This is a genomic window from Streptomyces sp. NPDC012794 (genome assembly GCF_042901085.1).
Taxonomy (GTDB): Bacteria; Actinomycetota; Actinomycetes; order Streptomycetales; family Streptomycetaceae; genus Streptomyces.
In genome coordinates, this window is the sequence record NZ_JBIBCI010000024.1 from 1 (window position 1) to 26,135 (window position 26,135).

26 protein-coding genes and 1 riboswitch are annotated in these 26,135 nt (G+C 74.5%); of the genes, 12 read left to right on the forward strand and 14 right to left on the reverse strand.

Annotated features, from left to right (window positions below; genetic code table 11):
- Positions 1–301 precede the first annotated feature (301 nt).
- Entirely contained in the window at positions 302–1,192 is an 891-nt protein-coding gene (locus ACFY7H_RS30240) for an SCO1860 family LAETG-anchored protein (protein WP_388944563.1), read from the forward strand.
- Positions 1,193–1,196: 4 nt separating this feature from the next.
- On the opposite strand, the gene ACFY7H_RS30245 is transcribed toward ACFY7H_RS30240, so the two are convergent.
- Together ACFY7H_RS30245 and cobC are read right to left on the reverse strand one after the other, a co-directional pair.
- The gene (locus ACFY7H_RS30245; protein ID WP_388944566.1) at positions 1,197–2,396 is read right to left on the reverse strand and encodes a CapA family protein; all 1,200 of its coding nucleotides are present in this window, start codon (positions 2,394–2,396) and stop codon (positions 1,197–1,199) included.
- A 433-nt stretch (positions 2,397–2,829) separates the two neighbouring features.
- Complete coding sequence (gene cobC, locus ACFY7H_RS30250; protein WP_388944743.1) at positions 2,830–4,239, reverse strand: Rv2231c family pyridoxal phosphate-dependent protein CobC; 1,410 nt, start codon at positions 4,237–4,239, stop codon at positions 2,830–2,832.
- A 119-nt stretch (positions 4,240–4,358) separates the two neighbouring features.
- Here cobC and ACFY7H_RS30255 point away from each other — a divergent pair, with 119 nt between their 5' ends.
- Entirely contained in the window at positions 4,359–5,123 is a 765-nt protein-coding gene (locus tag ACFY7H_RS30255) for a ZIP family metal transporter (protein ID WP_388944570.1), read from the forward strand.
- 20 nt (positions 5,124–5,143) lie between these two features.
- Here the strand turns inward: ACFY7H_RS30255 and ACFY7H_RS30260 are convergent, their stop codons facing one another.
- The 7 genes from ACFY7H_RS30260 to ACFY7H_RS30290 all read right to left on the reverse strand — a co-directional run bounded on the left by ACFY7H_RS30260 (position 5,144) and on the right by ACFY7H_RS30290 (position 13,676).
- The gene (locus ACFY7H_RS30260; RefSeq protein WP_388944571.1) at positions 5,144–6,508 is read right to left on the reverse strand and encodes a cobyrinate a,c-diamide synthase; all 1,365 of its coding nucleotides are present in this window, start codon (positions 6,506–6,508) and stop codon (positions 5,144–5,146) included.
- A gap of 5 nt (positions 6,509–6,513) precedes the next feature.
- Entirely contained in the window at positions 6,514–7,113 is a 600-nt protein-coding gene (gene cobO / locus ACFY7H_RS30265; protein WP_352212342.1) for a cob(I)yrinic acid a,c-diamide adenosyltransferase, read from the reverse strand.
- Positions 7,113–9,236, reverse strand: a complete 2,124-nt coding sequence (locus ACFY7H_RS30270) for a putative cobaltochelatase (RefSeq protein WP_388944573.1) — start codon at positions 9,234–9,236, stop codon at positions 7,113–7,115. Before ACFY7H_RS30270 ends, cobO begins: the two co-directional genes overlap by 1 nt.
- A gap of 121 nt (positions 9,237–9,357) precedes the next feature.
- Positions 9,358–10,878: a cobyric acid synthase gene (locus ACFY7H_RS30275; protein WP_388944576.1), complete on the reverse strand. Its 1,521-nt coding sequence runs from the start codon at positions 10,876–10,878 to the stop codon at positions 9,358–9,360.
- A complete protein-coding gene (locus ACFY7H_RS30280) occupies positions 10,875–11,849 on the reverse strand; it encodes a cobalamin biosynthesis protein (protein ID WP_388944579.1) in 975 nt (324 codons plus the stop codon). Before ACFY7H_RS30280 ends, ACFY7H_RS30275 begins: the two co-directional genes overlap by 4 nt.
- A 58-nt stretch (positions 11,850–11,907) precedes the next feature.
- Positions 11,908–11,994: riboswitch (cobalamin riboswitch) on the reverse strand.
- 157 nt (positions 11,995–12,151) lie between these two features.
- Positions 12,152–12,373: a hypothetical protein gene (locus tag ACFY7H_RS30285; protein WP_388944581.1), complete on the reverse strand. Its 222-nt coding sequence runs from the start codon at positions 12,371–12,373 to the stop codon at positions 12,152–12,154.
- 28 nt (positions 12,374–12,401) lie between these two features.
- On the reverse strand, positions 12,402–13,676 hold the full coding sequence (locus ACFY7H_RS30290; protein ID WP_388944584.1) for an anion permease: 1,275 nt from the start codon (positions 13,674–13,676) through the stop codon (positions 12,402–12,404).
- A 332-nt stretch (positions 13,677–14,008) separates the two neighbouring features.
- Here ACFY7H_RS30290 and ACFY7H_RS30295 point away from each other — a divergent pair, with 332 nt between their 5' ends.
- Positions 14,009–15,139: an alpha/beta hydrolase family protein gene (locus tag ACFY7H_RS30295; protein ID WP_388944587.1), complete on the forward strand. Its 1,131-nt coding sequence runs from the start codon at positions 14,009–14,011 to the stop codon at positions 15,137–15,139.
- A 141-nt stretch (positions 15,140–15,280) separates the two neighbouring features.
- The gene (locus tag ACFY7H_RS30300) at positions 15,281–16,693 is read left to right on the forward strand and encodes a hypothetical protein (RefSeq protein WP_388944590.1); all 1,413 of its coding nucleotides are present in this window, start codon (positions 15,281–15,283) and stop codon (positions 16,691–16,693) included.
- Between the two features lie 53 nt (positions 16,694–16,746).
- On the opposite strand, the gene ACFY7H_RS30305 is transcribed toward ACFY7H_RS30300, so the two are convergent.
- On the reverse strand, positions 16,747–17,142 hold the full coding sequence (locus ACFY7H_RS30305; RefSeq protein ID WP_388944593.1) for a VOC family protein: 396 nt from the start codon (positions 17,140–17,142) through the stop codon (positions 16,747–16,749).
- 60 nt (positions 17,143–17,202) lie between these two features.
- Positions 17,203–18,093 carry a neutral zinc metallopeptidase gene (locus tag ACFY7H_RS30310; protein WP_388944595.1) on the reverse strand — a complete coding sequence of 297 codons (891 nt, stop codon included), beginning with the start codon at positions 18,091–18,093 and terminating at the stop codon, positions 17,203–17,205.
- 257 nt (positions 18,094–18,350) lie between these two features.
- On the opposite strand from ACFY7H_RS30310, the gene ACFY7H_RS30315 reads away from it, so the two are divergent.
- The 8 genes from ACFY7H_RS30315 (at position 18,351) to amaP (ending at position 23,752) form a co-directional block, all read left to right on the forward strand.
- A complete protein-coding gene (locus tag ACFY7H_RS30315; RefSeq protein WP_388944598.1) occupies positions 18,351–19,949 on the forward strand; it encodes an ABC-F family ATP-binding cassette domain-containing protein in 1,599 nt (532 codons plus the stop codon).
- Between the two features lie 363 nt (positions 19,950–20,312).
- Positions 20,313–20,534, forward strand: a complete 222-nt coding sequence (locus ACFY7H_RS30320) for a helix-turn-helix domain-containing protein (RefSeq protein WP_007263382.1) — start codon at positions 20,313–20,315, stop codon at positions 20,532–20,534.
- Positions 20,535–20,737: 203 nt separating this feature from the next.
- Complete coding sequence (locus ACFY7H_RS30325; RefSeq protein ID WP_388944602.1) at positions 20,738–21,517, forward strand: enoyl-CoA hydratase/isomerase family protein; 780 nt, start codon at positions 20,738–20,740, stop codon at positions 21,515–21,517.
- 125 nt (positions 21,518–21,642) lie between these two features.
- Complete coding sequence (locus ACFY7H_RS30330; protein ID WP_388944605.1) at positions 21,643–22,074, forward strand: Asp23/Gls24 family envelope stress response protein; 432 nt, start codon at positions 21,643–21,645, stop codon at positions 22,072–22,074.
- A 29-nt stretch (positions 22,075–22,103) separates the two neighbouring features.
- On the forward strand, positions 22,104–22,295 hold the full coding sequence (locus ACFY7H_RS30335) for a hypothetical protein (RefSeq protein WP_388944608.1): 192 nt from the start codon (positions 22,104–22,106) through the stop codon (positions 22,293–22,295).
- A 7-nt stretch (positions 22,296–22,302) separates the two neighbouring features.
- Positions 22,303–22,671, forward strand: coding sequence for a hypothetical protein (locus tag ACFY7H_RS30340; protein WP_388944610.1), 369 nt, complete (start codon positions 22,303–22,305; stop codon positions 22,669–22,671).
- Positions 22,668–23,198 (forward strand): DUF6286 domain-containing protein, encoded by a 531-nt coding sequence (locus tag ACFY7H_RS30345; protein ID WP_388944612.1) that lies wholly within the window; start codon positions 22,668–22,670, stop codon positions 23,196–23,198. Before ACFY7H_RS30340 ends, ACFY7H_RS30345 begins: the two co-directional genes overlap by 4 nt.
- Positions 23,195–23,752, forward strand: a complete 558-nt coding sequence (amaP, locus tag ACFY7H_RS30350; RefSeq protein WP_388944615.1) for an alkaline shock response membrane anchor protein AmaP — start codon at positions 23,195–23,197, stop codon at positions 23,750–23,752. The genes ACFY7H_RS30345 and amaP overlap by 4 nt, the downstream gene beginning before the upstream one ends.
- Positions 23,753–24,202: 450 nt before the next feature.
- On the opposite strand, the gene ACFY7H_RS30355 is transcribed toward amaP, so the two are convergent.
- From ACFY7H_RS30355 to ACFY7H_RS30365, 3 genes are all read right to left on the reverse strand, one after another.
- On the reverse strand, positions 24,203–24,958 hold the full coding sequence (locus ACFY7H_RS30355; RefSeq protein WP_388944618.1) for an SDR family oxidoreductase: 756 nt from the start codon (positions 24,956–24,958) through the stop codon (positions 24,203–24,205).
- A 10-nt stretch (positions 24,959–24,968) separates the two neighbouring features.
- Complete coding sequence (locus ACFY7H_RS30360; RefSeq protein WP_388944621.1) at positions 24,969–25,754, reverse strand: SURF1 family protein; 786 nt, start codon at positions 25,752–25,754, stop codon at positions 24,969–24,971.
- A gap of 81 nt (positions 25,755–25,835) precedes the next feature.
- On the reverse strand, positions 25,836–26,069 hold the full coding sequence (locus tag ACFY7H_RS30365) for a hypothetical protein (RefSeq protein WP_007263378.1): 234 nt from the start codon (positions 26,067–26,069) through the stop codon (positions 25,836–25,838).
- Between the last annotated feature and the right edge of the window lie 66 nt (positions 26,070–26,135).

Consider the following 26,135-nt stretch of genomic DNA (forward strand, 5'->3'; position numbering starts at 1 on the left):
CCGAGTACGTCCAGTACGCGCGCTGTGCCTCCGCCTTGCGAGGCACCGCACCAGACGCCGCGGGCTTGACCGGCAAGATCCGAAAGAGACGACCTGGTCGTGGGGCGGGCGGGACTCCTGGGCCGGGCGATGCGCTGAAATTCGAATACATGCATGGAAACCACCCTTTGGGGTGAAGTGACGTCAGGTTGCTGACCGTTCACTCCTCGTGCGCAAGGATTCGAACGTCGAAGCCGTCGGCGTGCGCGATGTCCCCCATTGGCGCCGCGACGGCACCCAACTCCCCGGGGGTTCCACCATCTTGAACAGCAACACCTTCCGCATGCCCGCGGCCGTTCTGCTCGCCACGGGAGCGGTGGCCCTGCTCGCCGCGCCGCCCGCCCTCGCCACGGGCGGCGGTACCGGGAGCGAGGGAACGTCCGGCGCCGCCGTCCTGCGGACCGGACTGGACGTGGGCCTGCTCAACAAGGCCGTCCACGTTCCGCTGAAGGCCACCCTCAACGAGGTCACCGCCCCCGCCAGCGCCGCGAAGACGGCCCTCACCGTCACCCTCGACGGGGCCGAACAGGGGCGGCCGGTCAGCGTCCTGCGGGCGGACGTCGCCACCGCCAGGGCGAGCGCCGACAAGAGCCGCGCCGAGGCCGAATCGCACCTCGCCCACGCCAAGGTGCACGTCCCCGGCCTGCCCGCGCTCTCCCTCATCGAGGTCGAGAAGGTCACCTCCAAGGCCGTCTGCGAGGCCGGGAAGAAGCCCGTCGCCTCCTCGAACGTCCTCGGCACGGTCACCGCCCTCGGCAAGAAGGTCACCCTCACCTCCGGCGGCCCCACCAAGGTCGAGGTACCCGGCGTCGGCCTGGTCTCCCTGGAGCTCTCCGGTACCCGGACCACCTCCACCACCGCCGCCGCGTCCGCGCTGCGCCTGAAGGTGTCGGTCAACCCGCTGAACCTGAACGTGGCCGAGGTCGACGGCGAGGTCGTGCTCGCCGAAGCGCACTGCGAGTCCCCCCGGGGAACCGGCCCGGGCCCCGGCCCCGCGGCGAAGCCGGACGTCAAGCCGCAGACCGTGCCACAGGCCAACCTCGCCGAGACCGGCGCCGGTTCGGTCACCCCGTACGTCGCCGGCGGCGCCCTCCTCCTGCTCGGCATCGGCGCGGGCGCCCTCGTCGTCACCCGCCGCGGCAGGACCCGCTGACCCGTCAGCGCGAGGCGCGCTCCAGCCCCTGGCCGACGGCGCCGCGCGAGGTGACGGCCGCCGTGATCTCCTTGTCGGCCCGGGCGTAGTCGGACCGCCGGGCGGCTCCGTCCGCCGCGCAGGAGGTGCACACGACCCGGAAGGGCGGGCCCATGTCCGAGTACTGCGTGAAGTACTCGGCCTTGACGACCTCCCAGCGGCCGGGCCGCCCCGCCGCCGGGGCGAAGGTGAACCGGGGGATCGAGGACATGTTGCCCCGCGCCTTCTCCGCCTCGTAGAAGCTCGCGATCTGATCGCCCATGCCGAACACCACCCAGGTGCCGTTGATCTTCTCGTAGGGCTGCGGCACGTGGTTGTGCGTACCGAGGATCAGATCGATGTCGGGGAGGCCGTCCGCCCCGCGCGAGGCCGTCAGCGCCTGTGCCAGGTCGCGCTGCTGCTGGTCGGGCGCCGTCTGCCACTCGGTGCCCCAGTGGATGCTGAGGACGACGACGTTCGCGCCGGCCGCCCGGGCCGCGCGGGCGTCGGCGATGATCCGGCCCTGGTCGATCAGGTTGACGGCCCAGGGCTTGCCCGCCGGGAGCGGTATCCCGTTCGTCCCGTACGTGTAGTCCAACTGGGCGACCTTCGCGCCGCCGGCCGAGAGCACGGCCGGCGCCTTGGCCTCGTCGGCGCTGCGCGCCGAGCCGACGTGCTTGATGCCGACCCGGTCGAGGTGGTCGAGGGTGCGGGTGAGGCCGTCGTAGCCGTCGTCGAGGGTGTGGTTCGAAGCGGTGGAGCAGCTGTCGTAACCGGCGTCCTTGAGGGCGTCGGCCAGCTGGTGCGGGGCCTTGAAGGCGGGGTAGCCGGTGTAGGGGCCGCCGGGCCGCCCGTACGGTATCTCGTGGTGGCATATCGCCAGATCGGCGGCCGACACGATGGGCTTCACGCCCGCCAGTATCTTCCGGAAGTCGTACTCCCCGGCCTTGCCGCCGGCGTCGTCCGCCGAGCGCTGGATGATCGAGGGGTACGGGATGATGTCCCCGGTCGCGACCAGCGTGAACGGTGTCCCGCCCGGCGCGGCCCGGTCCGTCCCCGGCTTCGCCCCGAGCCGCTGCTCGGGGGCGGAGGCGCCGTCCCCCAGCAGCCGCGGCGCGGCGTACACGCCCCCGCCGACCACGGCCAGCCCGACCAGCCCGACCCCTATCCGCGCCGCCACCTTCATGGACCGTCCCCCGTCATCCCGTAGTTCCGGCCATCGTAGGCGCCCCGTAGTCCCCGCGCCGGACGGGCACCAGTGGGCACGGGTCGGCCGTACAACCGGCGCGAGGGGCCGGGGACGGGGTGGGGTGTCGTCCGGGACCGAAACGAGATGATTTCGGCGCGCGGTACCCCGCACACCTCACACCCGGAACAGGCGCCGAACGTCGAAGCCCGTCCCGGACGACACCCCACCCCGGCACCGACCCCCCCCCCCCCCCCCCCCCCCCCCCCCCCCCCCCCCCCCCCCCGGCACCGACCCCGCCCCACCACCCCGCCAACCAGGGCAACGGCACCCGCCCAACGGGGGCAACGGCAACGGCACGCGCCCGGCCAGGGCAAGGGCACCGCCACCCGCCCGGCCAGGGCAACGGCAACGGCCCGCCCCCGCCCCCTCCCTACCGCGCGGCCAGCGCCAGCGCGTGGTCCAGCGCCTGCAGCAGCCTCCCCGTCGTCGCCCTGTCGCGGACCGCCAGGCGCAGCCACGTCGCGTCCAGCCCCGGGAAGGTGTCCCCCCGCCGCACCGCGAAGCCCAGCGCGCGCAGCCGGGTGCGGACCTCCGCCGCGCCGGGGACCTGGACCAGCACGAACGGCCCCTCGGCCACCCCCGACACCCGCACCTCCTCGAACTCCGCCAGCCCCGCCAGCAGGTGCTCCCGGTCGACCGCGATCCGCCGCGCAGCGTCCTCCGCCTCCGCCAGCGCCGCCGGCGAAACGCACGCCTCCGCCGCCACCAGCGCCGGCGTCGACACCGGCCACAGCGGCTGCGCCCCGGCCAGCTTCGCGATGACCTCCGGCTCCGCCAGCACGTAGCCGATCCGCAGACCGGCCAGCCCCCACGTCTTCGTCAGGCTCCGCAGCACGACCAGCCCGGGGACGTCCATCCGCCCGGCCAGCGCCTCCCGCTCGCCCGGGACGGCGTCCATGAACGCCTCGTCCACCACCAGGATCCGCCCCGGCCGGGCCAGCTCGGCCAGGACCCCCGCCGGGTGCAGGACCGACGTCGGGTTGGTGGGGTTGCCGACCACCACCAGGTCGGCTTCCTCCGGCACCGCCGCCGGGTCCAGCCGGAAGCCGTCCTCGGCCCGCAGCAGCACCCGTTCCACCCGGTGCCCGGCGTCCCGCAGGGCCGCTTCCGGCTCGGTGAACTGCGGATGCACCACGACCGGCCGTACCGCCCCCAGCGCCCGCGCGATCAGGACGAACGCCTCCGCCGCCCCCGCCGTCAGCAGCACCCGTTCCACCGGCAGCCCGTGACGGGCCGCCACCGCCGCCCGCGCCGCCCGCCCGTCGGGGTAGGCCGCCAGGTCGCCCAGGCAGGCCGCGATCCGCTCCTTGAGCCACTGCGGCGGCGTGTCGGAGCGTACGTTCACCGCCAGGTCCACCAGCGCGCCGCCCGCGTCCGCCACCTCCGCGTCCCCGTGGTGGCGCAGGTCGTGCTCCTCGGTGCCGGCCACCGCGCACGTCGCCGCCACCGAGCGCCGCTTCGGCACGAGGAGTTCCCCGCCCCCGGCCAGGGCCGCCGCCTCCGCCACCGAGGCCGTGCCGGAGGCGTCCCGCACCGTCGCCGACGGATGCGGTACCGGTATGCGCGCGAGCTGTTCCGCCGGATAGCCGACCAACGGCACGCCGAAACGTTTCGCCGCACCGGCGATCCCCGGCTCCCCGGTCTTCGACTCCACCGTGGCCAGCGCCGCAACCGCCCCGGTGGCCAGCCCGGCCCCCCGGAGCGTCTCCTCCACCAGCGCGCAGACCTCCTCGACGGAGACCCCCGCACGCCCGCCGACCCCGACCACCAGCCGCGTCACGTATTCGCCCACAGCGATCCCTCCTCCGTCCGTCGTCCGTCTGTCGTCGTCAACACGCTGCCGCCCGCCCCCCGCACACGGAAGTGCGCGCCCGGCCGCCAGTCGGTATGCAGGGGCACATGGCGGTGATCGTGGCTTTGGGCGCGTTCCTGATGACGCTGGCCGGCGGCTGGACGGCGCAACGCGTCACCGACCGCCGCCACCTGGTGCTCGGCCTCGCCGGCGGGCTGATGCTCGGCGTGGTGGGCCTCGACCTGCTGCCCGAGGCGATGCACGCGGCCGGCGACGAGGTGTTCGGCGTGCCGCTGGCCCTGCTGCTCTTCGTGGGCGGCTTCCTGACGGCCCACGTGGTGGAGCGGCTGCTCGCCGTGCGCCAGGCCGCGCACGGCGCCGCGAACGACGCCGCGGCCCCCGGCGAGGACCCCCACGGCCCCAGCGGCGGCCGCGTTCCGCAGGTCGGTCTCACCGCGGCCGCCGCGATGGTCGGCCACAGCGTCGCCGACGGAGTGGCCCTCGGCGCGGCCTTCCAGGTCGGCGGCGGCATGGGCGTGGCCGTGGCGCTGGCCGTCATCACCCACGACTTCGCCGACGGGTTCAACACGTACACCCTCACCCGCCTCTACGGGAACGCCCGTCGCAAGGCCCTGCTGATGCTCTTCGCGGACGCCGTGGCGCCGGTCGTGGGCGCCGCGTCCACCCTGCTGTTCACCCTTCCGGAGGAACCCCTCGGGGCGTACCTCGGATTCTTCGGCGGCGCCCTGCTGTATCTCGCCGCCGCCGAGATTCTCCCCGAGGCGCACCACAGGCACCCCGCCCTGTCCACGCTGATGTGCACGGTGGGCGGGGTGGCCGGGATCTGGCTCGTGGTCGGCCTCGCCGAATGACCGCCGGCCGGGGCGGGCGGTCACCGGTGGGCTGCCGCGGCTTCCGCGAAGCGCCGGGCGACCGAGGGCCGGGCCGCCCAGTGGGTGTGCAGGTAGCTGGCGTGCACGCCCTGCCGTACGAAGCCCTCGACGCGGCGTTCGGGATGCGTGAACCCCCACGCCGGCTCGGCTCCGGCGCCCGGCTCGATCACCGTCCGGTGGAACTCGTGCCCCCGCAGCCGCGTCCCCGCGGCGGCGAGCGAGCTGTCCGTCACCGCCACCGCCTCCCGGTAGCCCAGCGTGAGCCGCTCCGACATCCGGGCGTCGGCGTCGAGCACCCCGCACATCGGCTTCCCGTCCAGGGAACGGGCCAGGTACAGCAGCCCCGCGCACTCGGCGGCGACCGGCCCGCCGGACGCCGCGAAATCCGCGACGGCCTTGCGCAGCGGCTCGTTCGCCGACAGCTCCGGCGCGTACACCTCGGGGAACCCGCCGCCGATCACCAGTCCGGAGGCCCCCTCGGGGAGCGACTCGTCCCGGAGCGGGTCGAAGGTGACCACCTCGGCTCCGGAGGCCGTCAGCAACTCCGCGTGCTCGGCGTACGAGAACGTGAACGCGGCCCCGCCCGCGACGGCGACGACGGGCCGCCGGCCCCCCGCGTCCGGGACGGCGGAGACGGCGTCCCGCGGCGACCACGCCGCGCAGTCCAGCGGCGGGGCCGTCCGGGCCAGCGCCATCAGCGCGTCCAGGTCGCAGCCGGCCCGCACCTGCCCGGCCAGCGCCGCCACCGCGGCCACGGCGTCGGCCCGCCGCTCGGCCACCGGGACCAGGCCCAGGTGCCGGGACGGCGTTGCCACCTGCGGGGCCCGCCGCATGACACCGAGGACCGGCATCCCGGCCTCCTCCAGCGCCTCCCGCAGCATCGCCTCGTGCCGGTCGGAGCCCACCTTGTTGAGGATCACCCCGCCGAGCCGCACCTGCGGGTCGAAGGAGGCGAAGCCGTGCACCAGCGCCGCCACCGACCGCGACTGCGAGGAGGCGTCCACCACCAGCACCACCGGCGCCCGCAGCAGCTTCGCCACCTGCGCCGTCGACGCGAGCTCACCCCGCCCCGCGGCCCCGTCGTACAGCCCCATCACGCCCTCGACCACGGCGAGGTCGCACCCGGCGGAGCCGTGCGCGAACAGCGGCGCGACCAGCTCCGGCCCGCACATGAAGGCGTCCAGGTTGCGGCCCGGCCGGCCCGTGGCCAGGGCGTGGTAGCCGGGGTCGATGTAGTCGGGCCCGGCCTTGTGCGGGGACACGGCCAGGCCGCGCTCCGCGAAGGCCGCCATCAGGCCCGTCGCCACGGTGGTCTTGCCGCTGCCGGAGGACGGCGCGGCGATGACCAGCCGGGGCACGCTCACGGACGTCACCACTCGATGCCCTTCTGGCCCTTCTGGCCGGCGTCCATGGGGTGCTTGACCTTGGTCATCTCCGTGACCAGGTCCGCGAACTCCACCAGCTTCTCCGGCGCGTTGCGGCCCGTGATGACCACGTGCTGGGTGCCGGGGCGGTTCCGCAGCACCTCGATCACCTCGTCCACGTCGATCCACCCCCAGTGCATGGGGTACGCGAACTCGTCGAGCACGTACAGCCGGTGCGTCTCGGCGGCCAGGTCGCGCTTGACCTGCTCCCACCCCTCCTTGGCGGCCTGCTCGTTGTCGAGCTGCGCGTCCCGCTGCACCCAGGACCAGCCCTCGCCCATCTTGTGCCAGACGACGGAACCGCCCTCGCCGGAGGCGCCCAGCACCTTCAGCGCGTTCTCCTCGCCGACCTTCCACTTCGCCGACTTGACGAACTGGAACACCCCGATCGGCCAGCCCTGGTTCCAGGCGCGCAGCGCCAGGCCGAACGCGGCCGTCGACTTGCCCTTGCCCGGGCCGGTGTGCACGAACACGAGCGGGCGGTTGCGGCGCTGACGCGTCGTGAGCCCGTCGTCGGGAACGACGGTCGGCTGTCCCTGCGGCATTACGCGGCCCTCCTGGAGGATTCGGATGTCACTGCGGTACGTACGTTCTTCACGAGCCCGGCCAGCGAATCGGCCCGCAGCCCGTCGAGGGTCACGGCCGGCCCGCCCAGATCGGCGGCCAGCGCCCCCGCCAGCCCGAGCCGGACCGGCCCGGACTCGCAGTCCACGACCACCGAGGCGATCCCCCCGGCCGCCAGCAGCCGGGCACTGCGCCCCGACAGCTCGCGCGGGTCACCGCCGAGGGCCCCGGCCGACGTGGCCCGCCCGTCGGTGACGACCACCAGCAGCGGGCGCCGCGAGGGGTCCCGCAGCCGCTCGATCCGCAGCACCTCGTGGGCCTTGAGCAGGCCCGGGCCGAGGGGGGTGCGGCCACCGGTCGGCAGCTTCTCCAGCCGGGCGGCCGCCGCGTCCACCGAGGAGGTGGGCGGCAGCGCCAGCTCGGCGCCGGCCCCGCGGAAGGTGATCAGGCCGACCTTGTCGCGGCGCTGGTAGGCATCCAGGAGCAGGGAGAGCACCGCGCCCTTGACCGCGCTCATACGCTGCCGGGCCGCCATCGAGCCGGAGGCGTCCACCACGAAGAGCACGAGGTTGCCCTCGCGGCCCTCCCGGGTGGCCTGGCGCAGGTCGTCCTTGCGCACGACGAGGCCGCGCCCGGCGCGCCCGCGCGCCTTCTGGTGCGGTGCGGCGGCGTGCACGGTGGCCGCCAGGTGCAGCTTCGTCAGCTGCCCCCGGGGCCGCTGGGCGCCGGTGGTGCGGCCGTGCGCGGTGCGGGCGCGCGAACGCCGCCCGGCCGCGCCCTCGCCGAGGCCGGGCACGCTGAGCATCTTGGTGCGGAACGGCTCGGCGGCCCGTACGGCGGCCTGCTCGGCGCCGCCGGCCCCGCCCCGCGGGGCGGAGGGCTCCGGCTCGGGGGCCTCGCCCGCGGGTTCGGCTCCGGCGGGCTCGTCCGGGGTGTCCGGCGCGTGCGCGGTCTCGGGCCCGCTCTCGGGCCCACCGCTCTGCGGGGGCACCCCGCCGCCGCCCCCGCCGGGTCCGCCGTCACCGCCGTCACCGCCGTCGTCCGGGCCCTCGGGCCCCGGGCCGGGCTCGGGCTCCGGGTCGGGCTCCTCGTCGGGGAACCGGTCCAGGATCTCGTCGAGCTTGTCCTCGTCGAGGCCCGGCGCGTCGAAGGGGGCCCGCCTGCGGCGGTGGGGGAGGGCCAGCAGGGCGGCCTGGCGGACATCCTCCTTGCGTACGGAGGTCCGCCCCGCCCAGGCCGCGAGCGCGGTCGCGGTACGGGCCATCACGATGTCGGCGCGCATCCCGTCGACCTCGAAGCCGGCGCAGGCGGCGGCGATCCGCAGCAGCGCGGTGTCCCCGAGCCGTACCCGCGGGAGCAGCGCCCGCGCCGCCACCACCTGGGCGCGCACCTCGTGCTCGTCCGCGGCCCAGCGGGCGGCGAAGCCCGCGGGGTCGTCCTCGTACGCGAGCCGGCGGCGCACCACCTCGACGCGCTGCCCGGGCTCCCGGGAGGCCGCGACCTCGACGGTCAGGCCGAAGCGGTCCAGGAGCTGCGGGCGCAGCTCGCCCTCCTCGGGGTTCATCGTCCCGACGAGCAGGAAGCGGGCGGCGTGCCGTACGGAGACGCCCTCCCGCTCCACGTACGAGGCGCCCATCGCGGCCGCGTCGAGCAGGACGTCCACCAAGTGGTCGTGGAGGAGGTTCACTTCGTCGACATACAGGATCCCGCGGTGCGCGTCGGCGAGGAGCCCCGGCTCGAAGGCCTTCACGCCCTCGGCGAGGGCCCGCTCGATGTCCAGGGCGCCGACGAGCCGGTCCTCGGAGGCACCGACGGGCAGCTCCACCATGCGGGCGGGCCTGGCCTTGCCCGGGCCGGGCTCGTGCGGCCCGTCGGGGCAGGCCGGATCCGGTGCGGCCGGCGCACACGAGAACCGGCAGCCGGGGACGACGTCGACCTGCGGCAGCAGCGCCGACAGCGCGCGCACGGCGGTGGACTTGGCGGTCCCCTTCTCGCCGCGTACGAGCACGCCGCCGACCGCGGGGCTCACGGCGTTGAGCAGCAGGGCCAGCCGCAGGTCGTCCTGACCGACCACCGCTGTGAACGGGAAGTGGGTGATGCTCATCCGCTGATCGCTCCTTCGAGTGGAATGCGCCCGCTGCCCATGGAGCGAGAGTGGCCCGCAGTGCGGGCACCTGACCGAACCGCTTCTCCGGTCCCCGCGCGCAGGGGGACGCCGGAGGCCCTCATGGGGCACCCGGCGGGAGGAAGGGGAGGCCGGACGGGGCGCCCCCCTCGATGAGGGCCAGCAGCGCGCGGGTGTCGGCGTGTTCCTCGATCAGGTCCCCCAGCAGGTCCAGCTGCTCCTCCCGCAGGGCGGCGAAGGAGGTGTCCGGGGCCGGGACGAAACGCCGTCCGGCCGCGACCGCCACCTCCCGCAGGAACGCCCGGCGGAAGCCGTCCGACTCCAGCGAGCCGTGCCAGTGGGTTCCCCACACCGATCCGACCCGGCAGCCGTCGAGGAAGGGCTCCCCGCCCAGGACCTCGGCGACACCGTGGTGGATCTCGTAGCCGTCCACCGGCTCGCCGAGGGCGGTACCGGCCGGCCGCGCCAGGGTCTTCCCGGGCGCGAACCGCACCCGGACCGGCAGCAGCCCGAGGCCCGCCACCGAGCCCGCCCGGGACTCGACCTCGTCCTCGATGTGCTCGCCCAGGGCCTGGAAGCCGCCGCAGATGCCGAGCACCGGGCGCCCCTCGGCGGCGCGGCGCGCCAGCGCGTCCGCGAGTCCCCGCTCCCGCAGCCACTCCAGGGCCTTCACCGTGCCGCGCGTACCCGGTACGACGACCAGGTCCGCGTCGGCCAGTTCCTCGGCCCGGTCCACGAACCGCACAACCACGCCCGGTTCCGCCGCCAGCGCGTCGACGTCGGTGAAGTTCGACATCAGCGGCACAGCGCACACCGCGACCCGCAGCACGTCCTCGCCGACCGGCGGTGCGACCACGGACTCGCGCACGGCGCCGCGCAGGGAGACCCTCAGGCCGTCCTCCTCGTCGATGCCCAGCCCGTGCCGGTAGGGCAGCACCCCGTACGTCGCCCGCCCGGTCAGGCCGCGCAGCATCTCCATGCCGGGCTCCAGCAGGGACACGTCACCGCGGAACTTGTTGACGAGGTATCCGGCGATCAGCGACTGGTCCTCGGGGGACAGCAGGGCCGTCGTGCCGAAGAAGGAGGCGAAGACCCCGCCCCGGTCGATGTCACCGACCACGACCACCGGGAACCGCGCGGCCCGGGCGATGCCCATGTTCACGATGTCGGTCCGGCGCAGGTTGATCTCGGCCGGACTGCCCGCCCCCTCGCAGATCACGGCGTCATACGTGCCCCGCAGCTGTTCCAGGCAGTCCGTGACGATGCCGAGGAGCTGTTCCTGCCGGCCGCCGTGGTAGCCGCGGGCGCTCATCTCGCCCACTGGCTTGCCGAGCAGCACCACCTGGCTGCTGCGGTCGCTGCCGGGCTTGAGCAGCACGGGGTTCATCAGCGCGGTCGGCTCCACCCGGGCCGCCTGGGCCTGCATGGCCTGGGCGCGGCCGATCTCGGCGCCCTCGCGCGTCACGAACGAGTTCAGCGACATGTTCTGCGCCTTGAACGGGGCCACCTTCACGCCCTGCCGGGCCAGCCAGCGGCAGATGCCCGCCGTGACCACGCTCTTGCCCGCGTCCGATGTCGTACCCGCGACCAGCAGTCCGCCGCCGCGCTTCGTGCCGCTCATCTGCCCGCCCTCCTTGTGCGGCAGCCCTCGCGTGCGCGGGCCGCCAGCGTCCGGGCCGCCACGCAGGCCCCCAGCGCCAGCCAGGTCACCCGCCGTGACAGCCGTACCGCGCGTTCGATGTCCGCGACCTCCACGGGCCGCCCCCGCTCCCCGTTCAGCACCGCGCGGTGCTCGACGCGGCCCCCGTAGGACAGGGTCCCGCCGAGCCGCACGCCGAGCGCCCCGGCGAAGGAGGCCTCCACCGGCCCGGCGTTGGGGCTGGGGTGGGCGGCGGCGTCCGCGCGCCAGGCCCGTACGGCTCCCCGCCGGTCGGGGCCGGCCGCCACGGCGGCGAGGGCCGTGAGCCGGGCGCCGGGCCAGCCCGCCACGTCGTCGAGGCGGGCGGAGGCCCAGCCGTAGCGCAGGTAGCGGGGCGACTTGTGGCCGACCATGGCGTCCAGGGTGTTCACGGCGCGGAAGGCCAGCAGCCCGGGGACCCCGGCGACGGCACCCCACACCAGGGCCCCGACCACCGCGTCGGAGGTGTTCTCGGCGACGGACTCCACGACGGCCCGCGCCATCTGCTGCTCGTCCAGGGCCTCGGGGTCGCGCCCGCACAGGTGGGGGAGCCGCTCCCGGGCCACCTCCGCGTCCCCGGCGGCGAGCGCCCCGCCGATCGCGCGGGCCTCCCGGCCCAGCGAGGTGCCGCCGACGACTGCCCAGGTGGCCGCCGCGGTCAGGGCGATACGGGCCGCCGCGGGCCGGGAGCGCACGGCGCGTGCGCCCAGCGCGCCGACGGCGGCGGCGCCGCCGGCGCAGAGGAGGGTGTGCAGGAGGCCCCGCGCGCGGTCGTCGCGCCACAGGGCGCCCTCGACTGCGGCGGCGGCTCGTCCGAAGGCGGCCACGGGGTGCCCCCGGCGCGGATCCCCGAGGATCCGGTCGCCGATCAGCCCCGCCGTGACGCCGTACGCGAAGACGCGGTCGGCACGCATGGTGGCAGGTATGTCCTCACTCAGGGTCCGCGCCCTGGTTCGACGTGTCCGGCGGCGAGAGTTCCTGGCTCCCGGGGCGCACGCGTCGCGTGAGCTCCTCGGTGACAGTGGCGGGACCGCGCCGGATTCGCACCGGACTTCCTCTCCATGCCGCCGTATTGGCTCGGGCAGTCCACCACGGCCTGCGAACGCCCGTCAACTTGCCGTTGACCTGGTGGGACGGCGGCGGAGAAGGGGCACGGGTGCGCGAAAGCTCCCTCCCGGGAATCCCGGAGGGAGCTTTCGTACGCGCTGCGCCGGTGTCAGCTGACGATCAGGTAGATCCCGTAGGCCACGGCCGCCGCGCAGAGCGCGAAGCAGGCGTAGGCGCCGCTGCGGGCCAGGCCGGCCGTTCCGCCCTGCTCGGTGGCGGTCTCGTGCTTGGAGAGGCCCACCAGGCCGAGGGTGAAGAGGGCCACGAGGGCGACGGTGGCGGAGAGGCTGACCCCGAAGACGGAGCCGAGTGCTGCCCAGTCGATCTTCATACTGCCGTTTCCTCTGTCGTTCTCGGGCTCAGACCGCCGCGGCCGGAGCCGTGGGGGTCGTCGGGGCGGCCGTCGCGGCCGGGATGGTGGCCTTGAGGTCCTCGTCGGTCACCGCGGCGGTGGTGCCGGCGGCCGGCGGGACGGCGACGGCGGCCATGGCGGTGGTGACCACGCCGGGCTGCTCGGCCCCGGCGAGGTCGGTGTCCGTGGCGTTGACGTTGGTGTGGTCGACGACCTGGCGGCGGGAGATGAGCCAGATGGCGACGCAGGAGGCGACCAGGAAGACCGTGACGGCGGCGACGCCGACGTCACCGGTGCGCATGACCAGCTCGGCGCCGGCGGCGACGAGGGCGGCGGCCGGCAGGGTCAGGCCCCACGCGATGAACATGCGGGTGGCGGTGGACCAGCGGACCACACCGCCCTTGCGGCCCAGGCCCGCGCCCATGACGGCGCCGGAGCAGGCGTGCGTGGTGGAGAGGGAGAAGCCGAGGCTGGACGAGGCCAGGATGACGCTCGCGGCCGAGGTCTGGGCGGCGAAGCCCTGCTGCGGCTGGAGGTCGGTCAGGCCGGAGCCCATGGTGCGGATGATGCGCCAGCCGCCCAGGTAGGTGCCCAGGGCGATGGCCACACCGGCCGACACGATGACCCAGACCGGCGGGTTGGAGCCGGGCGCGAGCGCGCCGCCGGCGACCAGGGCCAGGGTGATGATGCCCATCGTCTTCTGCGCGTCGTTGGTGCCGTGCGCGAGGGAGACCAGTCCGGCGGAGGCGATCTGGCCGGCCTTGTAGCCCTTGGCGGAGGTCTTCTCGCCGACGTGGCCGTTCAGCTTGTACGTGAGCTTCGCGGCCAGCATCGCGGCCACGCCGGCCACGATCGGGGCGGCGACGGCGGGGATGAGCACCTTGGTGACGACGACGCCGCCGTTGACGGCGCCGAGGCCGGCGGAGGCGACGGCCGCACCGACCAGGCCGCCCATCAGAGCGTGGGAGGAGCTGGAGGGGAGGCCGACCAGCCAGGTGACGAGGTTCCAGAGGATCGCGCCGACCAGGGCCGCGTAGATCACCTCCGGCTGAATGCCCTCCTCGTTGACCAGGCCCTTGGAGATCGTCTTCGCGACCTCCACGGACATGAACGCGCCGACGAGGTTGAGCACGGCGGACATGGCCACCGCCGTCTTGGGCTTGAGGGCGCCGGTCGAGATGGTGGTGGCCATCGCGTTGGCTGTGTCGTGGAAACCGTTCGTGAAGTCGAACACGAGAGCGGTGATGATCACGATCCCGAGGAGAAGCGTTATGTGCTCCATTTACCCAGGCTTCTGTTTGGCGTCAGTGGCACGGCGACCGTAGGCAACCTGGGTGAACGGAAGATGAACTGACGCGGGCGGCACGGTGTCCCCACGCGCCACACCATCAGGCCATTCGTCCCGATTCTCTCGCAGTCATCCCGGTTCATGCACGTCAAAGGGGGGTGAACGGATCCCTCCGGGCCGATCGGACACCCCGCGGAGCACCGCCCGCCGGCCCCCGGAAGAGAGGTAGATCACTCCTCCCGGGGCCGCCCCCGGCTCGGGGTGCGCCGTTCGCGGGACGATCTCCTCCGGTGGCCCCCGCGCCGTCGCGCGCCGAGACTGGAACGGTGCGTACCGCCACAGCGACGGCAGCGGCCGTCACCACGACCCTGATCGGTGCCGGAGCAGCCGCGGTCGCGGCCGGCCGGTACGCCGCCGACGCCGCCCTGCGGCCCGAACCCGGCCGCCCGCTGCCCGGCGGCCCCCGCCTCACCGTCCACTCCACCGGCCCCGGCCGGGTGGTCCTCACCCGCTCGCTGGCTTCCCTGCGCCCCGGCGTCCACGGACTGGAGGCGCCCGGGGTGCACGCCGTGGTCGGCTCCGTCCTCACCGACGTCCCGCACGACGCGGACACCGTCGTACGCCGCCTCCTCGCCGTCACCCACGGCAGCCTGACCCCCGGCACGAGGGTCGCCCTCACCCCTCAGGTGCACCGGGGCGACCCGCGCACCGCCCTCGGGCTCGACCACGCCGACGTGGACGTGCCCGGGGAGCTCGGCCCGCTCCCCGCCTGGTTCCTGCCCGGCGCCCGGGGCACCTGGGTGATCACCGTCCACGGGCTCGGCACCGGCCGCGAGCACCCGATGGTGGTCATGCCCTTCCTGCACCGCCACGGCCTCCCCGTGCTCGACCTCGGCTACCGGGGCGACCTGGGCGCCCCCGCCTCCCCGGACGGCCTCGGCCACCTGGGCGAGTCGGAGTGGCGGGACCTGGACGCCGCCATCCGCTACGCCGTGCGCTACGGGGCCCGCCGCGTGGTCCTGTACGGCTGGTCCACCGGGGCGGCCATGGCCCTGCGCGTCCTGGAGCGCTCCGCCCTGGCCGGGCGGGTCTCCGGGGTGGTGCTGGACTCGCCCGTCCTGGACTGGCACGCCACCCTCCGCGCCCTCGCGGCCGGCCGCCGCACCCCGGCCCCGCTGCTCCCGCTCGCGGTCCGGGCCGCCGAGGGCCGCGCCGGGCTGCGCGCCGACCACCTCGCCCCGGGGGCCGACCCCGGCGCGCTGCGGGTGCCCGTCCTGGTCTTCCACGGGCCCGCCGACGCGATCGCCCCCTGGCAGCCCTCCCGCCGGCTCGCCGCCGCCCGGCCCGACCTGGTCACCCTGCACACCGTCATGGACGCCGGGCACGGGGCGATGTGGAACGCCGACCCGCTGCGGTACGAGGAGGCGCTGCGGCGCTTCCTGACCCCGCTTATGTGACGTGTGGTGCGGCGCCACCGGTGAAGGGCCTGGGGCGGACGGGACGGGGTGGGTGATTCATCCCGGTTCCTCCGCCTCGTGACCTGTGGAAATGACCGGTTCCGTTTGGGCTTTCGGCCAGTGACGGGCGAGACTGCTTCCGTGACGTCCCGAAAGCCTGATGAGCAGTTGGCTCGCGACTCCAGACTCCGACTCGTCTCCCAGCGCTCCGTCGCCACGGCGCGCAAGGCGGTGACCGACCGGCGAACCCGGTCGGCCACCCGGCCCCCGGCGGGCACCCCCGCCACGGCAGACCTGGCGGACCGCGCCCGCGCCTCCCTCGCCGACGCGGTACGGCTGGCCCGCTGGGCCGAGCTGAACCTCGGCGCGGGCGATGGCGGCCGCCCCGTACCGGCGGGCGCGCTGCCCGCTCCCGACGTCGAACGCGCCGCCGCGGAACTGGGGCTGACGCACGGCCAGATCCAGGTCGGCTGGGACCGCGCCCGCCTCTCCGGCCTCGTCGAGGTGCACGGCGGACACGCCCGTCCCGGCTGGCGGCTGCGCGCCTGGGGCCGCGACGACACCGCCGTACTGCGCGGCTGGGTCGCGCTCTTCGACGCCTGGTCGCTCGTCCACCCGGCCCCCGCGGACATCGCCCCCTCGGCCGTCGCCGAAGTGGTCGAGGCCATGCCGCAGCTGCTGTCGCTGCTCCAGCTGTCCGCCGGCCCGGTGTCCGTCCCGGACCTCCTGGACCTCCTCGGCCAGCGGGTCACCGAGCTGCGCGGCGAGCGCTGCGAGGTCCCCTACGGCCCGGAGCCCGCCACCGGCTCCGCCACCGCCGAACCCAGGCCGCTCCCGCTCGCCCGGCTGCTGCGCTGGGCCCTCGGGGGACTCGCCGCCGTGGACGCCGTCACCCTCGGTCCCGCCCGGGCCACCCTGACCCCCCTCGGCAGCTGGGCCGTGTGGGTGAAGCTCGAGCAGATCTGCGTCGCCGCCCAGAGCCCGGCCGGGAACATCGAGCAGTCCGCCGCCGCCATGCTGCACGGCTGCGCCCGGCTCACCCCCGGACCGGCCCGCGCCGAGTACCAGGCCTGGCTCGCCGCCCGGCCCGTCGGCCACGCCGTCAGCGAGCTCCTGCACGCCGCCCGCGGCGAGGACGCCCTGCTGCGCGGCCTGGCCTTCGAGGCCCTGCGCGTGGTCGGCGCCCCCGCCGAGCCCGAGGTGCGCGCGGCCCTGCGCGAGCCCGCGCTGCGGCCGTACGCCCTGCTCTGGCTCGCCGAGCACGACGGGGCCGACCCCGACGACGCCCAGGACGTCCTCACCCCCGAGGAGTCGACCTGGCTGTGGGTCGACACGGCCGCCGCCATCGCCGACCACGGCGAGGCCGGCCTGCTGGCCCGGCACCTCGACTCCGCCGTCCGCACCACCGTCCCCCGGCTGCTGGACGAGGTCCGCGCGGTCGGCCACCCGCGCACCGTGCAGGTCCTGGTCGCGCTGGCCGCCGCACACCCCGACCCGGCCCTCGCCAAGGCGGTCCGCCGGGCCGCCTTCCAGGTCCACACCGGCGGCGCGTAGCCCGCGGGGGAGCGGGAGCTGCGGCAAGGGCGGCGGCGTACCCGCCGCGGGTCTCAGACCTGCGGCGCGTACGTCCCGAAGCTCCAGATGTTGCCCTCGGCGTCCCGGGCCATGTAGTCGCGGGAGCCGTAGTCCTGGTCGGTGGGCCCCATCAGGACCTCCGCACCGTGCTCGACGGCCCGCCGGTGGTGGGCGTCGACGTCCTCGACCACGACGTAGACCCCCGAGGGCCCCGCGTCGCCCATGGCCTTGTCGAAGACCCCGCCGGTGCCCTTGCTGCCCAGCATCACCACGCCGTTGCCGTACGCCAGCTCCGCGTGCACCACCGAGCCGTCCTCACCCTCGTACACCGCGACCTGGCTGAAGCCGAAGGCCTCGGTCAGCAGCTTGATGGCCGCCTTCGCGTCGCGGTAGACCAGCGTGGGGCAGATGGACGGAACGCCTGCCATGACGATCACTCCCTCTCGTGACGGTGACCCACGTCACAGCATGGCAGGCGCCGCCGGCAGTCAGCGGAAGGTGTTGCACTGGGCCATGTCGCCCGTGCGGTAGCCCTGGAGGAACCACTGCTGGCGCTGCTCGGCCGAGCCGTGGGTCCAGGACTCCGGGGTCACGCGGCCCTGAAGCCTCTCCTGGATCCGGTCGTCGCCGACCGCGGCCGCCGCGTCCAGCCCGTCCCTGATGTCCTGCTCGGTGAGGCTGGTGATCAGCGGCCGCCCGGTGGACTCGTCCGGCGTCCTCGTCGCGTTGTGCGCCCACACCCCCGCGTAGCAGTCGGCCTGGAGCTCGACCTTCACCGCGTTGCTGTTCGCGCCCTGCTGCCCGTCCTGGGCCCGCTGGAGCGTGCCGGTCAGGTTCTGGACGTGGTGCCCGTACTCGTGGGCGACGACGTAGGCCTGGGCGAAGGGGCCGCCGCTCGCCCCGAACTTCGTCCGCAGCTCCCGGAAGAAGTCCAGGTCGAGGTAGACCTGCCGGTCGCGCGGGCAGTAGAAGGGGCCGACCGCCGCGGTGGCGGCCCCGCAGGCGGTGTTCACCCGGCCGGTGAAGAAGACGGTGGACGCCGGGCGGTAGGCGCCGCCGCGCTTCTGGAACTCCTGCCTCCAGAAGTCCTGGGTGCTGTTGACCACCGCGACCAGCCGGCAGTCCTCGCGCGTGTTGGCGTCCCGTCCGGTCCGGCAGGACTGCTGCACCTGGGCGGCCGAGGAGGAGGTCGCGGCAGGCTCCGGACTCCCGTCCGACAGGCCCAGCTGCTCCGGGCCCACGCCGAAGAGCAGCCCCAGCACCAGTGCGATCAGGCCGACGAGCCCACCGCCGATCGTGGCCCTCCCGCCCGGGACGCGGCTGCCGCGCACGTCCTTGACCTCGGACGTGTCCAGATTGGCGTTGTCGTCGAACTGCATCCCGCACCGCCTCTATCGGTGAGACCGCAGGGACGGGCCGGCCGCCCCTGCGGCGAGTATCAACCCGTTCATCCTGATGCGCGCCCCGGGGCGCCCGCGTGGTCCGTGCGCCGAACGGGGGACGGGAGGTCCCGAAAAGTGGTTGCGCGCCCCCGGTAGAATGAATCCCATGGCAAATCTCCTCGCGGATTAGCGGCGTCGAAGCAACGCGCGTCCTGCCCCCACTTCCGCCGTCCCCACCGCCCTGGAGTATTTCCGTGATCACCGCCACCGGCATCGAGCTGCGCGCCGGCGCCCGCATCCTCATCGAGAACGCGTCGTTCCGCGTCGCCAAGGGCGACCGCATCGGGCTCGTCGGCCGCAACGGAGCCGGCAAGACCACCCTCACCAAGTGCCTCGCGGGCGAGGGCCAGCCCGCCGGCGGCACCATCACCCGATCCGGTGAGGTCGGCTACCTCCCGCAGGACCCGCGCACCGGCGACCTCGACGTACTCGCCCGTGACCGGATCCTGTCCGCGCGCGGGCTCGACGTACTGCTCCAGAAGATGCGCGCCAACGAGGAGCGCATCGCCACCGGCTCCGGCGCCACCCGCGAGAAGGCCCTGAAGCAGTACGAGCGCCAGGAGACCGAGTTCCTCACCAAGGGCGGCTACGCCGCCGAGTCGGAGGCCGCGACCATCTCGGCCGCCCTCAGCCTCCCCGACCGGGTCCTCGGCCAGCCCCTGCACACCCTCTCCGGCGGTCAGCGCCGCCGTGTCGAGCTCGCCCGGATCCTCTTCTCGGACGCCGACACCCTGCTCCTCGACGAGCCCACCAACCACCTCGACGCCGACTCGATCGTCTGGCTGCGCGACTACCTGAAGAACTACCGCGGCGGCTTCATCGTGATCTCCCACGATGTCGACCTGGTCGAGACCGTCGTCAACAAGGTCTTCTACCTCGACGCCAACCGCTCCCAGATCGACGTCTACAACATGGGCTGGAAGCTCTACCAGCAGCAGCGCGAGGCCGACGAGAAGCGCCGCAAGCGCGAGCGCCAGAACGCCGAGAAGAAGGCCGCGGCCCTCAACGCCCAGGCCGACAAGATGCGCGCCAAGGCCACCAAGACGGTCGCCGCCCAGAACATGGCCAAGCGCGCCGACCGGCTGCTCTCCGGCCTGGAGGCCGTCCGCGCCTCCGACAAGGTCGCCAAGCTCCGCTTCCCGGACCCGGCGCCCTGCGGCAAGACCCCGCTGACCGCGGAGGGCCTGTCGAAGTCCTACGGTTCGCTGGAGATCTTCACCGACGTCGACCTGGCCATCGACAAGGGCTCCCGCGTGGTCATCCTCGGCCTCAACGGCGCCGGCAAGACCACCCTGCTGCGCCTGCTGTCGGGCACCGAGAAGCCCGACACCGGCACGGTCGTGCCCGGTCACGGCCTCAAGCTGGGCTACTACGCGCAGGAGCACGAGACGCTCGACCCGGACCGCACGGTCCTGGAGAACATGCGCTCCTCCGCGCCCGACCTGGACCTGGTCGAGGTGCGCAAGACGCTCGGCTCCTTCCTGTTCTCCGGCGACGACGTGGACAAGCCCGCGGGCGTGCTCTCCGGCGGTGAGAAGACCCGTCTGGCCCTGGCCACCCTGGTCGTCTCCTCGGCCAACGTGCTGCTGCTCGACGAGCCCACCAACAACCTCGACCCGGCCAGCCGCGAGGAGATCCTCGGCGCGCTGCGCACCTACAAGGGAGCGGTCATCCTCGTCACGCACGACGAGGGCGCCGTGGAGGCCCTGGAGCCGGAGCGGATCATCCTGCTCCCGGACGGGGTCGAGGACCTGTGGGGTCCGGACTACCGGGACCTCGTCGCCCTCGCCTGAGCCCCGCCCGACCGCCTCCGCCGGGGTGATCCAGGTCCTTATGGATCATTCGGCTCAGGCGTGATCCATCATCTGAGTGAGACGGTCTCGTACCGTCGCGCTCTGTACGACGGCCCTGGCCGCGTCCTTCCGGACGCGCGACCGGGGCCGCCTTTTTGCCCTGACCGGCCCCTGACCTGGTGATTCCCGTCTGCGGTGGAGAAATGTGACGGAGGTCATGCGGCGGAAAGGGAGATTCCGTTCTGCTCGGGTGTCCACGGCCCGGGGAATGCCGTGGCACCGACCTTGCTGAATGGGTGGCCAGGAAGCCGGGGAGGGGTGATCATGAGAAGTCCAGAGCGCACTTCCCACGAGGAGGCACGGGTGGCCGAGACTCTGAAGAAGGGCAGCCGGGTGACCGGCGCCGCGCGCGACAAGCTCGCGGCAGACCTGAAGAAGAAGTACGACTCCGGTGCGAGTATCCGGGCGCTGGCCGAAGAGACCGGCCGGTCCTACGGATTCGTCCACCGGATGCTCAGCGAGTCCGGAGTCACGCTGCGCGGTCGCGGTGGCGCGACACGCGGCAAGAAGGCGGCTGCGGCCTGACCCCGGCCGTCAGGCCGGGGCCGTACCGAAGACCGCTCGACAGCTCCGTTCTCTTACACGCTGTCTGATCCGTGCTGTCTGTTTCATCCGTTCCACGCACGGTACCTTCGGTGACCCCCGGTCGGCCCCGTGGCCGACTGGGTGGTTACTGTGCAGTCACTTAGGCCGAGTATGCGGCCACGACTGCACACCGGAGGCACCAGATGGCTCTGCTCGACAAGGATGGCGTACGGCTCACCATCGACGACACGGTCGCCACGGTGACACTGACCAATCCGGCCAAGCGAAACGCTCAATCCCCCGCGCTCTGGCGGGCGTTGGCGGAGGCCGGACGGTCGCTGCCCGGCACCGTCCGGGTGGTCGTGCTGCGCGGCGAGGGCAAGTCCTTCTCCGCCGGGCTCGACCGCCAGGCGTTCACCCCCGAGGGCTTCGAGGGCGAGCCGTCCTTCCTCGACCTGGCGCGCGGTTCCGACGAACTGCTCGACTCCACCATCGCCGAGTACCAGGAGGCCTTCACCTGGTGGCGGCGCAATGACATCGTCTCCATCGCCGCCGTACAGGGCCACGCGATCGGCGCCGGCTTCCAGCTCGCGCTCGCCTGCGACCTGCGCGTCGTCGCGGACGACGTGCAGTTCGCCATGCGCGAGACCAGCCTGGGCCTGGTCCCCGACCTGGCCGGCACCCAGCCGCTGACCGCCCTCGTCGGCTACGCCCGCGCGCTCGAGATCTGCGCCACGGGCCGCTTCGTGCACGCCGAGGAGGCCGAGCGGGTGGGCCTCGCCAACCTGGTGGTCCCGGCCGGTGAACTGGACGCCGCCGTCCAGGACCTCACCACCGCCCTGCTGGCCCCGGCCCGCGACGCCGTCATCGAGACCAAGGCGCTGCTGCGCGGGGCCCCGTCCCGTACCTACGATGACCAGCGCGCCGCCGAGCGCGCCGCCCAGGCCCGCCGGCTGCGCGACCTGGCGGGCCTGTCCGACTGAGGCCGTACGCACGCCCGGAAGGCCGGAACGGCGGGACCGTTCCGGCCTTCCGGCGTAGTTCCCGGAGCGCCGGGGACCGTACGCGCTTACCGTGGTCGGGAGACTCCCCTTCCTAAGGACGTCCCATGAGTGATTCCGCAGAGACGGGCTTCGCCAAGGACCCCGCGGACCGTGGCCGCACCAGCATCGCCGACGGGGTGGTCGAGAAGATCGCCGGACTGGCCGCCCGGGAGGTGGTCGGCGTCCACGCCATGGGCAGCGGCAGCGGACTCTCCCGTACCTTCGGGGCCGTCCGCGACCGGGTCCCCGGCGGAGCCAAGGCCGCGGCCGCCCGAGGCGTAAAGGCAGAGGTCGGAGAGGTCCAGACCGCCCTCGACCTGGAGATCGTCGTCGACTACGGGGTGGAGATCCGCGAGGTCGCCCGGGCCGTCCGGGAGAACGTCATCGCCGCCGTCGAGCGGATGACCGGCCTGGAGGTCGTCGAGGTCAACATCGCCGTCAGCGACGTCAAACTGCCCGACGAGCCCGACGACGAACCGGACTCCCGGCTCCAGTAGCGGGCCCGGAAACGGAGAGGAGCCACGCGATGAGCATGGCGATCGCCGGCCTGTTCGCCGGCATCGCCCTGGCGTTCGCCGGGTACTTCGGCGGCTTCGGGGCCTTCCTGCTGGTGGCGGCACTGGGCGCCATCGGCTTCCTCGTCGGCCGGTACCTCGACGGGGACCTCGACCCGGACGACTTGTTCCGCCCCCGCGGCCGGGACGGCCGGCGCGGGTGAGCGGCCGATGAGCACGCCCCGCCCCCTGCCGCCCCGGGTGCCGCCCGCCGAGCGGGGTGCCCTGCGGATCGCCGACCGGGTTGTCGCCAAGATCGCGGCACAGGCGGCCCGCGAGGCGCTCGACACCCTGCCGGGGGCCGTCCCGCACGCCACCGTCACCGTCCACCACGACATCGCGCGGGTCCGGGTCAGCCTGGAGCTGGACTACCCCTCCGACCTGGCCGCCCAGTGCGCGGCCGTACGCGAGCAGGTTGCCCGGCGCGTCCAGCAGTGCGCGGCGATGGCGGTCCCCGAGGTGGCCATCGACATCGAGCACCTGCACTCCGCCCACACCCGGCCCGGCGCCCCCGCCGGGCGGGACCGGCGGCTGCGGTGAGCCGGCCGCACCGCTTCCGGTCGCCGCGCAGGGGCCCGGCCGGGGTCGTCGCCCTGGTGGTGCTCGCGGTGGCGGGGCTTTTCCTCTACGACCTGGCCGCGGTACGCGCACACCGGCCCGGGATGCGCTGGCGGCGCGAGCTGACCGCCCTGCTGGAGCGGCACACCCCGGCCGACGCGGAGGTACTGGCGGGCGGGGCGCTGCTGGCCCTGGCCGGAGCGGTGCTGCTGCTGCTCGCGGTGGCCCCCGGGCTGCGCCGGGTGCTGCCGATGCGAACGGAGCCGGGGGTGCGGGCGGGCATCGGGCGCCGGGCCGCCGCGCTGGTCCTGCGGGACCGGGCCATGGAGGTCGCCGGGGTCCGCTCGGTCCGGGTCAGGGTGGGCCGTACCCGCGTCGGGGTCCGGGCCACCTCGCACTTCCGCGAACTGGACGACGTACGGGCCGACCTGGACGAGGTGCTCGCCGTCGGCATCGGGGAACTGGGGCTCGCGCGTCCGCCGCGGGCCCGGATCAGGGTCAGGAGGTGAGCGGCGTGCCGCTGCTCGGCGTGGTGAACCGGGCGGTGCTGGCGCTGGCCGGTCTGCTGCTGCTCGCGGCGGGCCTGTCGGTCCTGACGGCGTCCTGGCCGTTCGGCGGACGGCACGCGCCGCTGCTCGCGCGGCACCGGGGCCTGGAGGGCGGGTGGTGGTGGGCGGTGTTCGCCGCGCTGGCGGTGTGCGTGCTGCTGGCGCTGTGGTGGCTGGCGGCGCAGCTGCGGCGTCCGCGGCTCGCGGCGGTGGCGGTGGACACCGGCGACGGGGACTACGCGCTGCTGCGGGGGCGCGCGCTGGAGTCGGCGGTGGCGGCCGAGGCGGCGGCCCTGGACGGCGTCGCCCACTGCCGGGTCGTGCTGCGGGGCAGGCGGGGTGCGCCTGCCCTGCGGGTGGCGCTGGAACTGGCACCGCACGCCGTGCCGGCGGACGCCCTCGCGGCCCTGGCCGGCCCGGTCCTCGCCCACGCCCGTACCGCGACGGGCCTCGCGTCCCTTCCCGCGGAAGCCCGCCTGCACGTCAGGCCGCACCCGGCGCCACGGGTCACGTGAACGGGGTGCCGGTGCCCTGGCCGGGCGGGGGTGGGGGTGGGGGCGCGGTTGCGGTGCTGTCCTGCCGGGCGGTGGGCCTGTGGGGCGGTGCCGGAGCGGGGTGGTTTCGGGTGGGTCGGGGGCGGTGCCGGGGTGGGGTGTCGTCCGGGGCGGGCTTCGATGTTCGGCGCCTGTTCCGGGTCTTGTTGTACGGGGTACCGGGCGCCGGATTCATCTCGTTTTGGCCCCGGACGACACCCCACCCCGTCCCCGCCCCCTCGCGTAGCCGTTTGCCGTCCCGCCGCTTTGGCCTCGCAGGCGTGCTGCTGGCACATCCGGCACGGTCGGCAACTTCAGCCTCGCCGGCGTTTGAGGCGCGGGGTCCGGGGCGGAGCCCCGGGGAACGGGGGAAGGGCGGGTAGGGGGCCGGCCCCGCGCAGCGGCACAGCGCACGCCGACGGAGTCCGGGGGCTAGAAGCCGTGGCGGGCTCCGCCGTCCACCGGGAGCATCACGCCCGTGAGGTACGACGCCGCCGGGGAGAGGAGGAACGCCGCGGTGCGGCCGAACTCCGGCGGGGTGCCGTAGCGGCGCAGCGGGATGCGGGACTCGTGGCCCGCCCGGGCCGCGTCCGCGTCGCCGGACAGCGCGTCCAGCTCCCGCACCCGGTCCGTGTCGATCCGCGCCGGCAGCAGCCCGACCACGCGGATCCCGCGCGGGCCCAGCTCCACCGACAGGGACTTGGCGAAGCCCGCCAGCCCCGGCCGCAGGCCGTTCGAGATGGTCAGGCCGGGGATCGGCTCGTGGACCGAGCCCGACAGGACGAAGCCGATGACCCCGCCCTCCCCCAGCTCGGCCGCGGCCGCCCGGGCCAGGCGGACCGCGCCCAGGAACACCGTCTCGAACGCCGCCGTCCACTGCTCGTCGGTGTTGCCCGCCGCGGTGCCCGGCGGGGGGCCGCCGACGCTGATGAGGACGCCGTCGAAGCGCCCGAAGCGGTCCCGCGCGGTGGCGACCAGCCGCGCCGCCACGTCCGGGTCGGAGTTGTCCGCCGCCACACCGACCGCGTTCGGGCCGAGTTCGGCGGCCGCGTCCGCCGCGCGCTTCGCGTCCCTGCCCGTCAGTACGACCCGCGCCCCGTCGGCGGTGAGCTCGCGCGCGGCGGCGAAGCCGAGGCCCCGCGTGGCACCGGTGACGACGTAGACACGGTCCTTCAGTCCAAGATCCATGCCGGACAACCTACGCCGAAGCGGGCTCCGGAGACACAGCCTTGGCCGCCGCCTCCTCGCGGTCGCGCTTCTCCCGCCGCACCAGCACCAGCCACCCCACCGGCACCGCCGAGGCGAAGAGCCACCACTGCACGGCGTAGGCCATGTGCGCGCCGATCGAGTCGTGGTCGGGGTCTGCCACCGGCTCGGGGCTGCCGCCGGCCGGTTCGGGCGCGGTCAGTTCGAGGTAGCCGCCGAGCACCGGCTTGCCCAGGGCGGCCGCCTGCTGCTCACTGTTGATCAGCATCACCTGGCGGTCGGGCAGGCCCTTGCGGTCCTTGATCCCGCTGCCGCCGCTGGTCTCGTCGGCCTTGAGCCGCCCGGTGACCGTGACCTGGCCCGAGGGCGCGGCCGGGACCGGCGGAAAGGCGCGCGGGTCGCCGCCGCCGGGCACCCAGCCCCGGTTGACCAGTACCGCCCGGCCGTCGTCCAGCACCAGCGGCGTCACCACGTGGAAGCCGACCTTGTCGCCGTTGGAGGTGCGCATCCGTACGACGACCTCGTGCGCGGAGTCGTACGTGCCGGTGGCGGTGACGGCCCGCCAGTAGTCGGCCCTCGGGACGGTGTGCCCGGGCGAGGTGATCTCGGTCACGGGTACCGGCTTCCCGTACAGGTTCCTCGCGATCAGCTCGTTCTGGGCGACCCGGTGCTCGTGGCGGTGGAACTGCCAGAACCCCAGCTTGACCATCACGGGGACGAGGACGAGGGCGACGAGGGTGAGGGACACCCACTGCCGGGTCAGCACAAAGCGGTACACGCCCACGACGGTACCCCCAGCGGGGAGGACCCCGGCGGCCGGGTGGCCTTCCGGGGTCCCGGGGGGAAGGGGGGGAGGGGGTCAGACGTGGTCGACGATGCCCACCTTCCCCTCCGCGCGGGCGCAGTGACCGCCGCAGTACCACTGGCCCTCGACCTCGACGCCCTGTCCGATGATCTGGACCCGGCAGTGCTCGCAGATGGGCGCCATGCGGTGGATGGCGCAGGAGAAGCAGTCGAAGACGTGCACCGCGCCCTGCGCGTGCACCTCGAAGGACATGCCGTAGTCGTTTCCGCAGACCTCGCAACGTGCCATGCGCCGCATGCTCGGCGCGGCGGCCGAACGGAACAAGATCCACCGGGGTGAGTCGCCGCGCCTGCA

Coding starts and splice junctions, on each gene's coding strand:
- ACFY7H_RS30290 (WP_388944584.1), bottom strand. CDS start 13,676: ATGGAGCACATAACGCTTCTCCTCGGGATCGTGATCATCACCGCTCTC.
- ACFY7H_RS30365 (WP_007263378.1), bottom strand. CDS start 26,069: ATGGCACGTTGCGAGGTCTGCGGAAACGACTACGGCATGTCCTTCGAG.
- ACFY7H_RS30270 (WP_388944573.1), bottom strand. CDS start 9,236: ATGAGCATCACCCACTTCCCGTTCACAGCGGTGGTCGGTCAGGACGAC.
- ACFY7H_RS30255 (WP_388944570.1), top strand. CDS start 4,359: ATGGCGGTGATCGTGGCTTTGGGCGCGTTCCTGATGACGCTGGCCGGC.
- cobO (WP_352212342.1), bottom strand. CDS start 7,113: ATGCCGCAGGGACAGCCGACCGTCGTTCCCGACGACGGGCTCACGACG.
- ACFY7H_RS30340 (WP_388944610.1), top strand. CDS start 22,303: ATGAGCACGCCCCGCCCCCTGCCGCCCCGGGTGCCGCCCGCCGAGCGG.
- ACFY7H_RS30330 (WP_388944605.1), top strand. CDS start 21,643: ATGAGTGATTCCGCAGAGACGGGCTTCGCCAAGGACCCCGCGGACCGT.
- ACFY7H_RS30285 (WP_388944581.1), bottom strand. CDS start 12,373: ATGAAGATCGACTGGGCAGCACTCGGCTCCGTCTTCGGGGTCAGCCTC.
- ACFY7H_RS30310 (WP_388944595.1), bottom strand. CDS start 18,093: ATGCAGTTCGACGACAACGCCAATCTGGACACGTCCGAGGTCAAGGAC.
- ACFY7H_RS30275 (WP_388944576.1), bottom strand. CDS start 10,878: ATGAGCGGCACGAAGCGCGGCGGCGGACTGCTGGTCGCGGGTACGACA.
- ACFY7H_RS30305 (WP_388944593.1), bottom strand. CDS start 17,142: ATGGCAGGCGTTCCGTCCATCTGCCCCACGCTGGTCTACCGCGACGCG.
- ACFY7H_RS30335 (WP_388944608.1), top strand. CDS start 22,104: ATGAGCATGGCGATCGCCGGCCTGTTCGCCGGCATCGCCCTGGCGTTC.
- ACFY7H_RS30280 (WP_388944579.1), bottom strand. CDS start 11,849: ATGCGTGCCGACCGCGTCTTCGCGTACGGCGTCACGGCGGGGCTGATC.
- ACFY7H_RS30325 (WP_388944602.1), top strand. CDS start 20,738: ATGGCTCTGCTCGACAAGGATGGCGTACGGCTCACCATCGACGACACG.
- ACFY7H_RS30355 (WP_388944618.1), bottom strand. CDS start 24,958: ATGGATCTTGGACTGAAGGACCGTGTCTACGTCGTCACCGGTGCCACG.
- ACFY7H_RS30245 (WP_388944566.1), bottom strand. CDS start 2,396: ATGAAGGTGGCGGCGCGGATAGGGGTCGGGCTGGTCGGGCTGGCCGTG.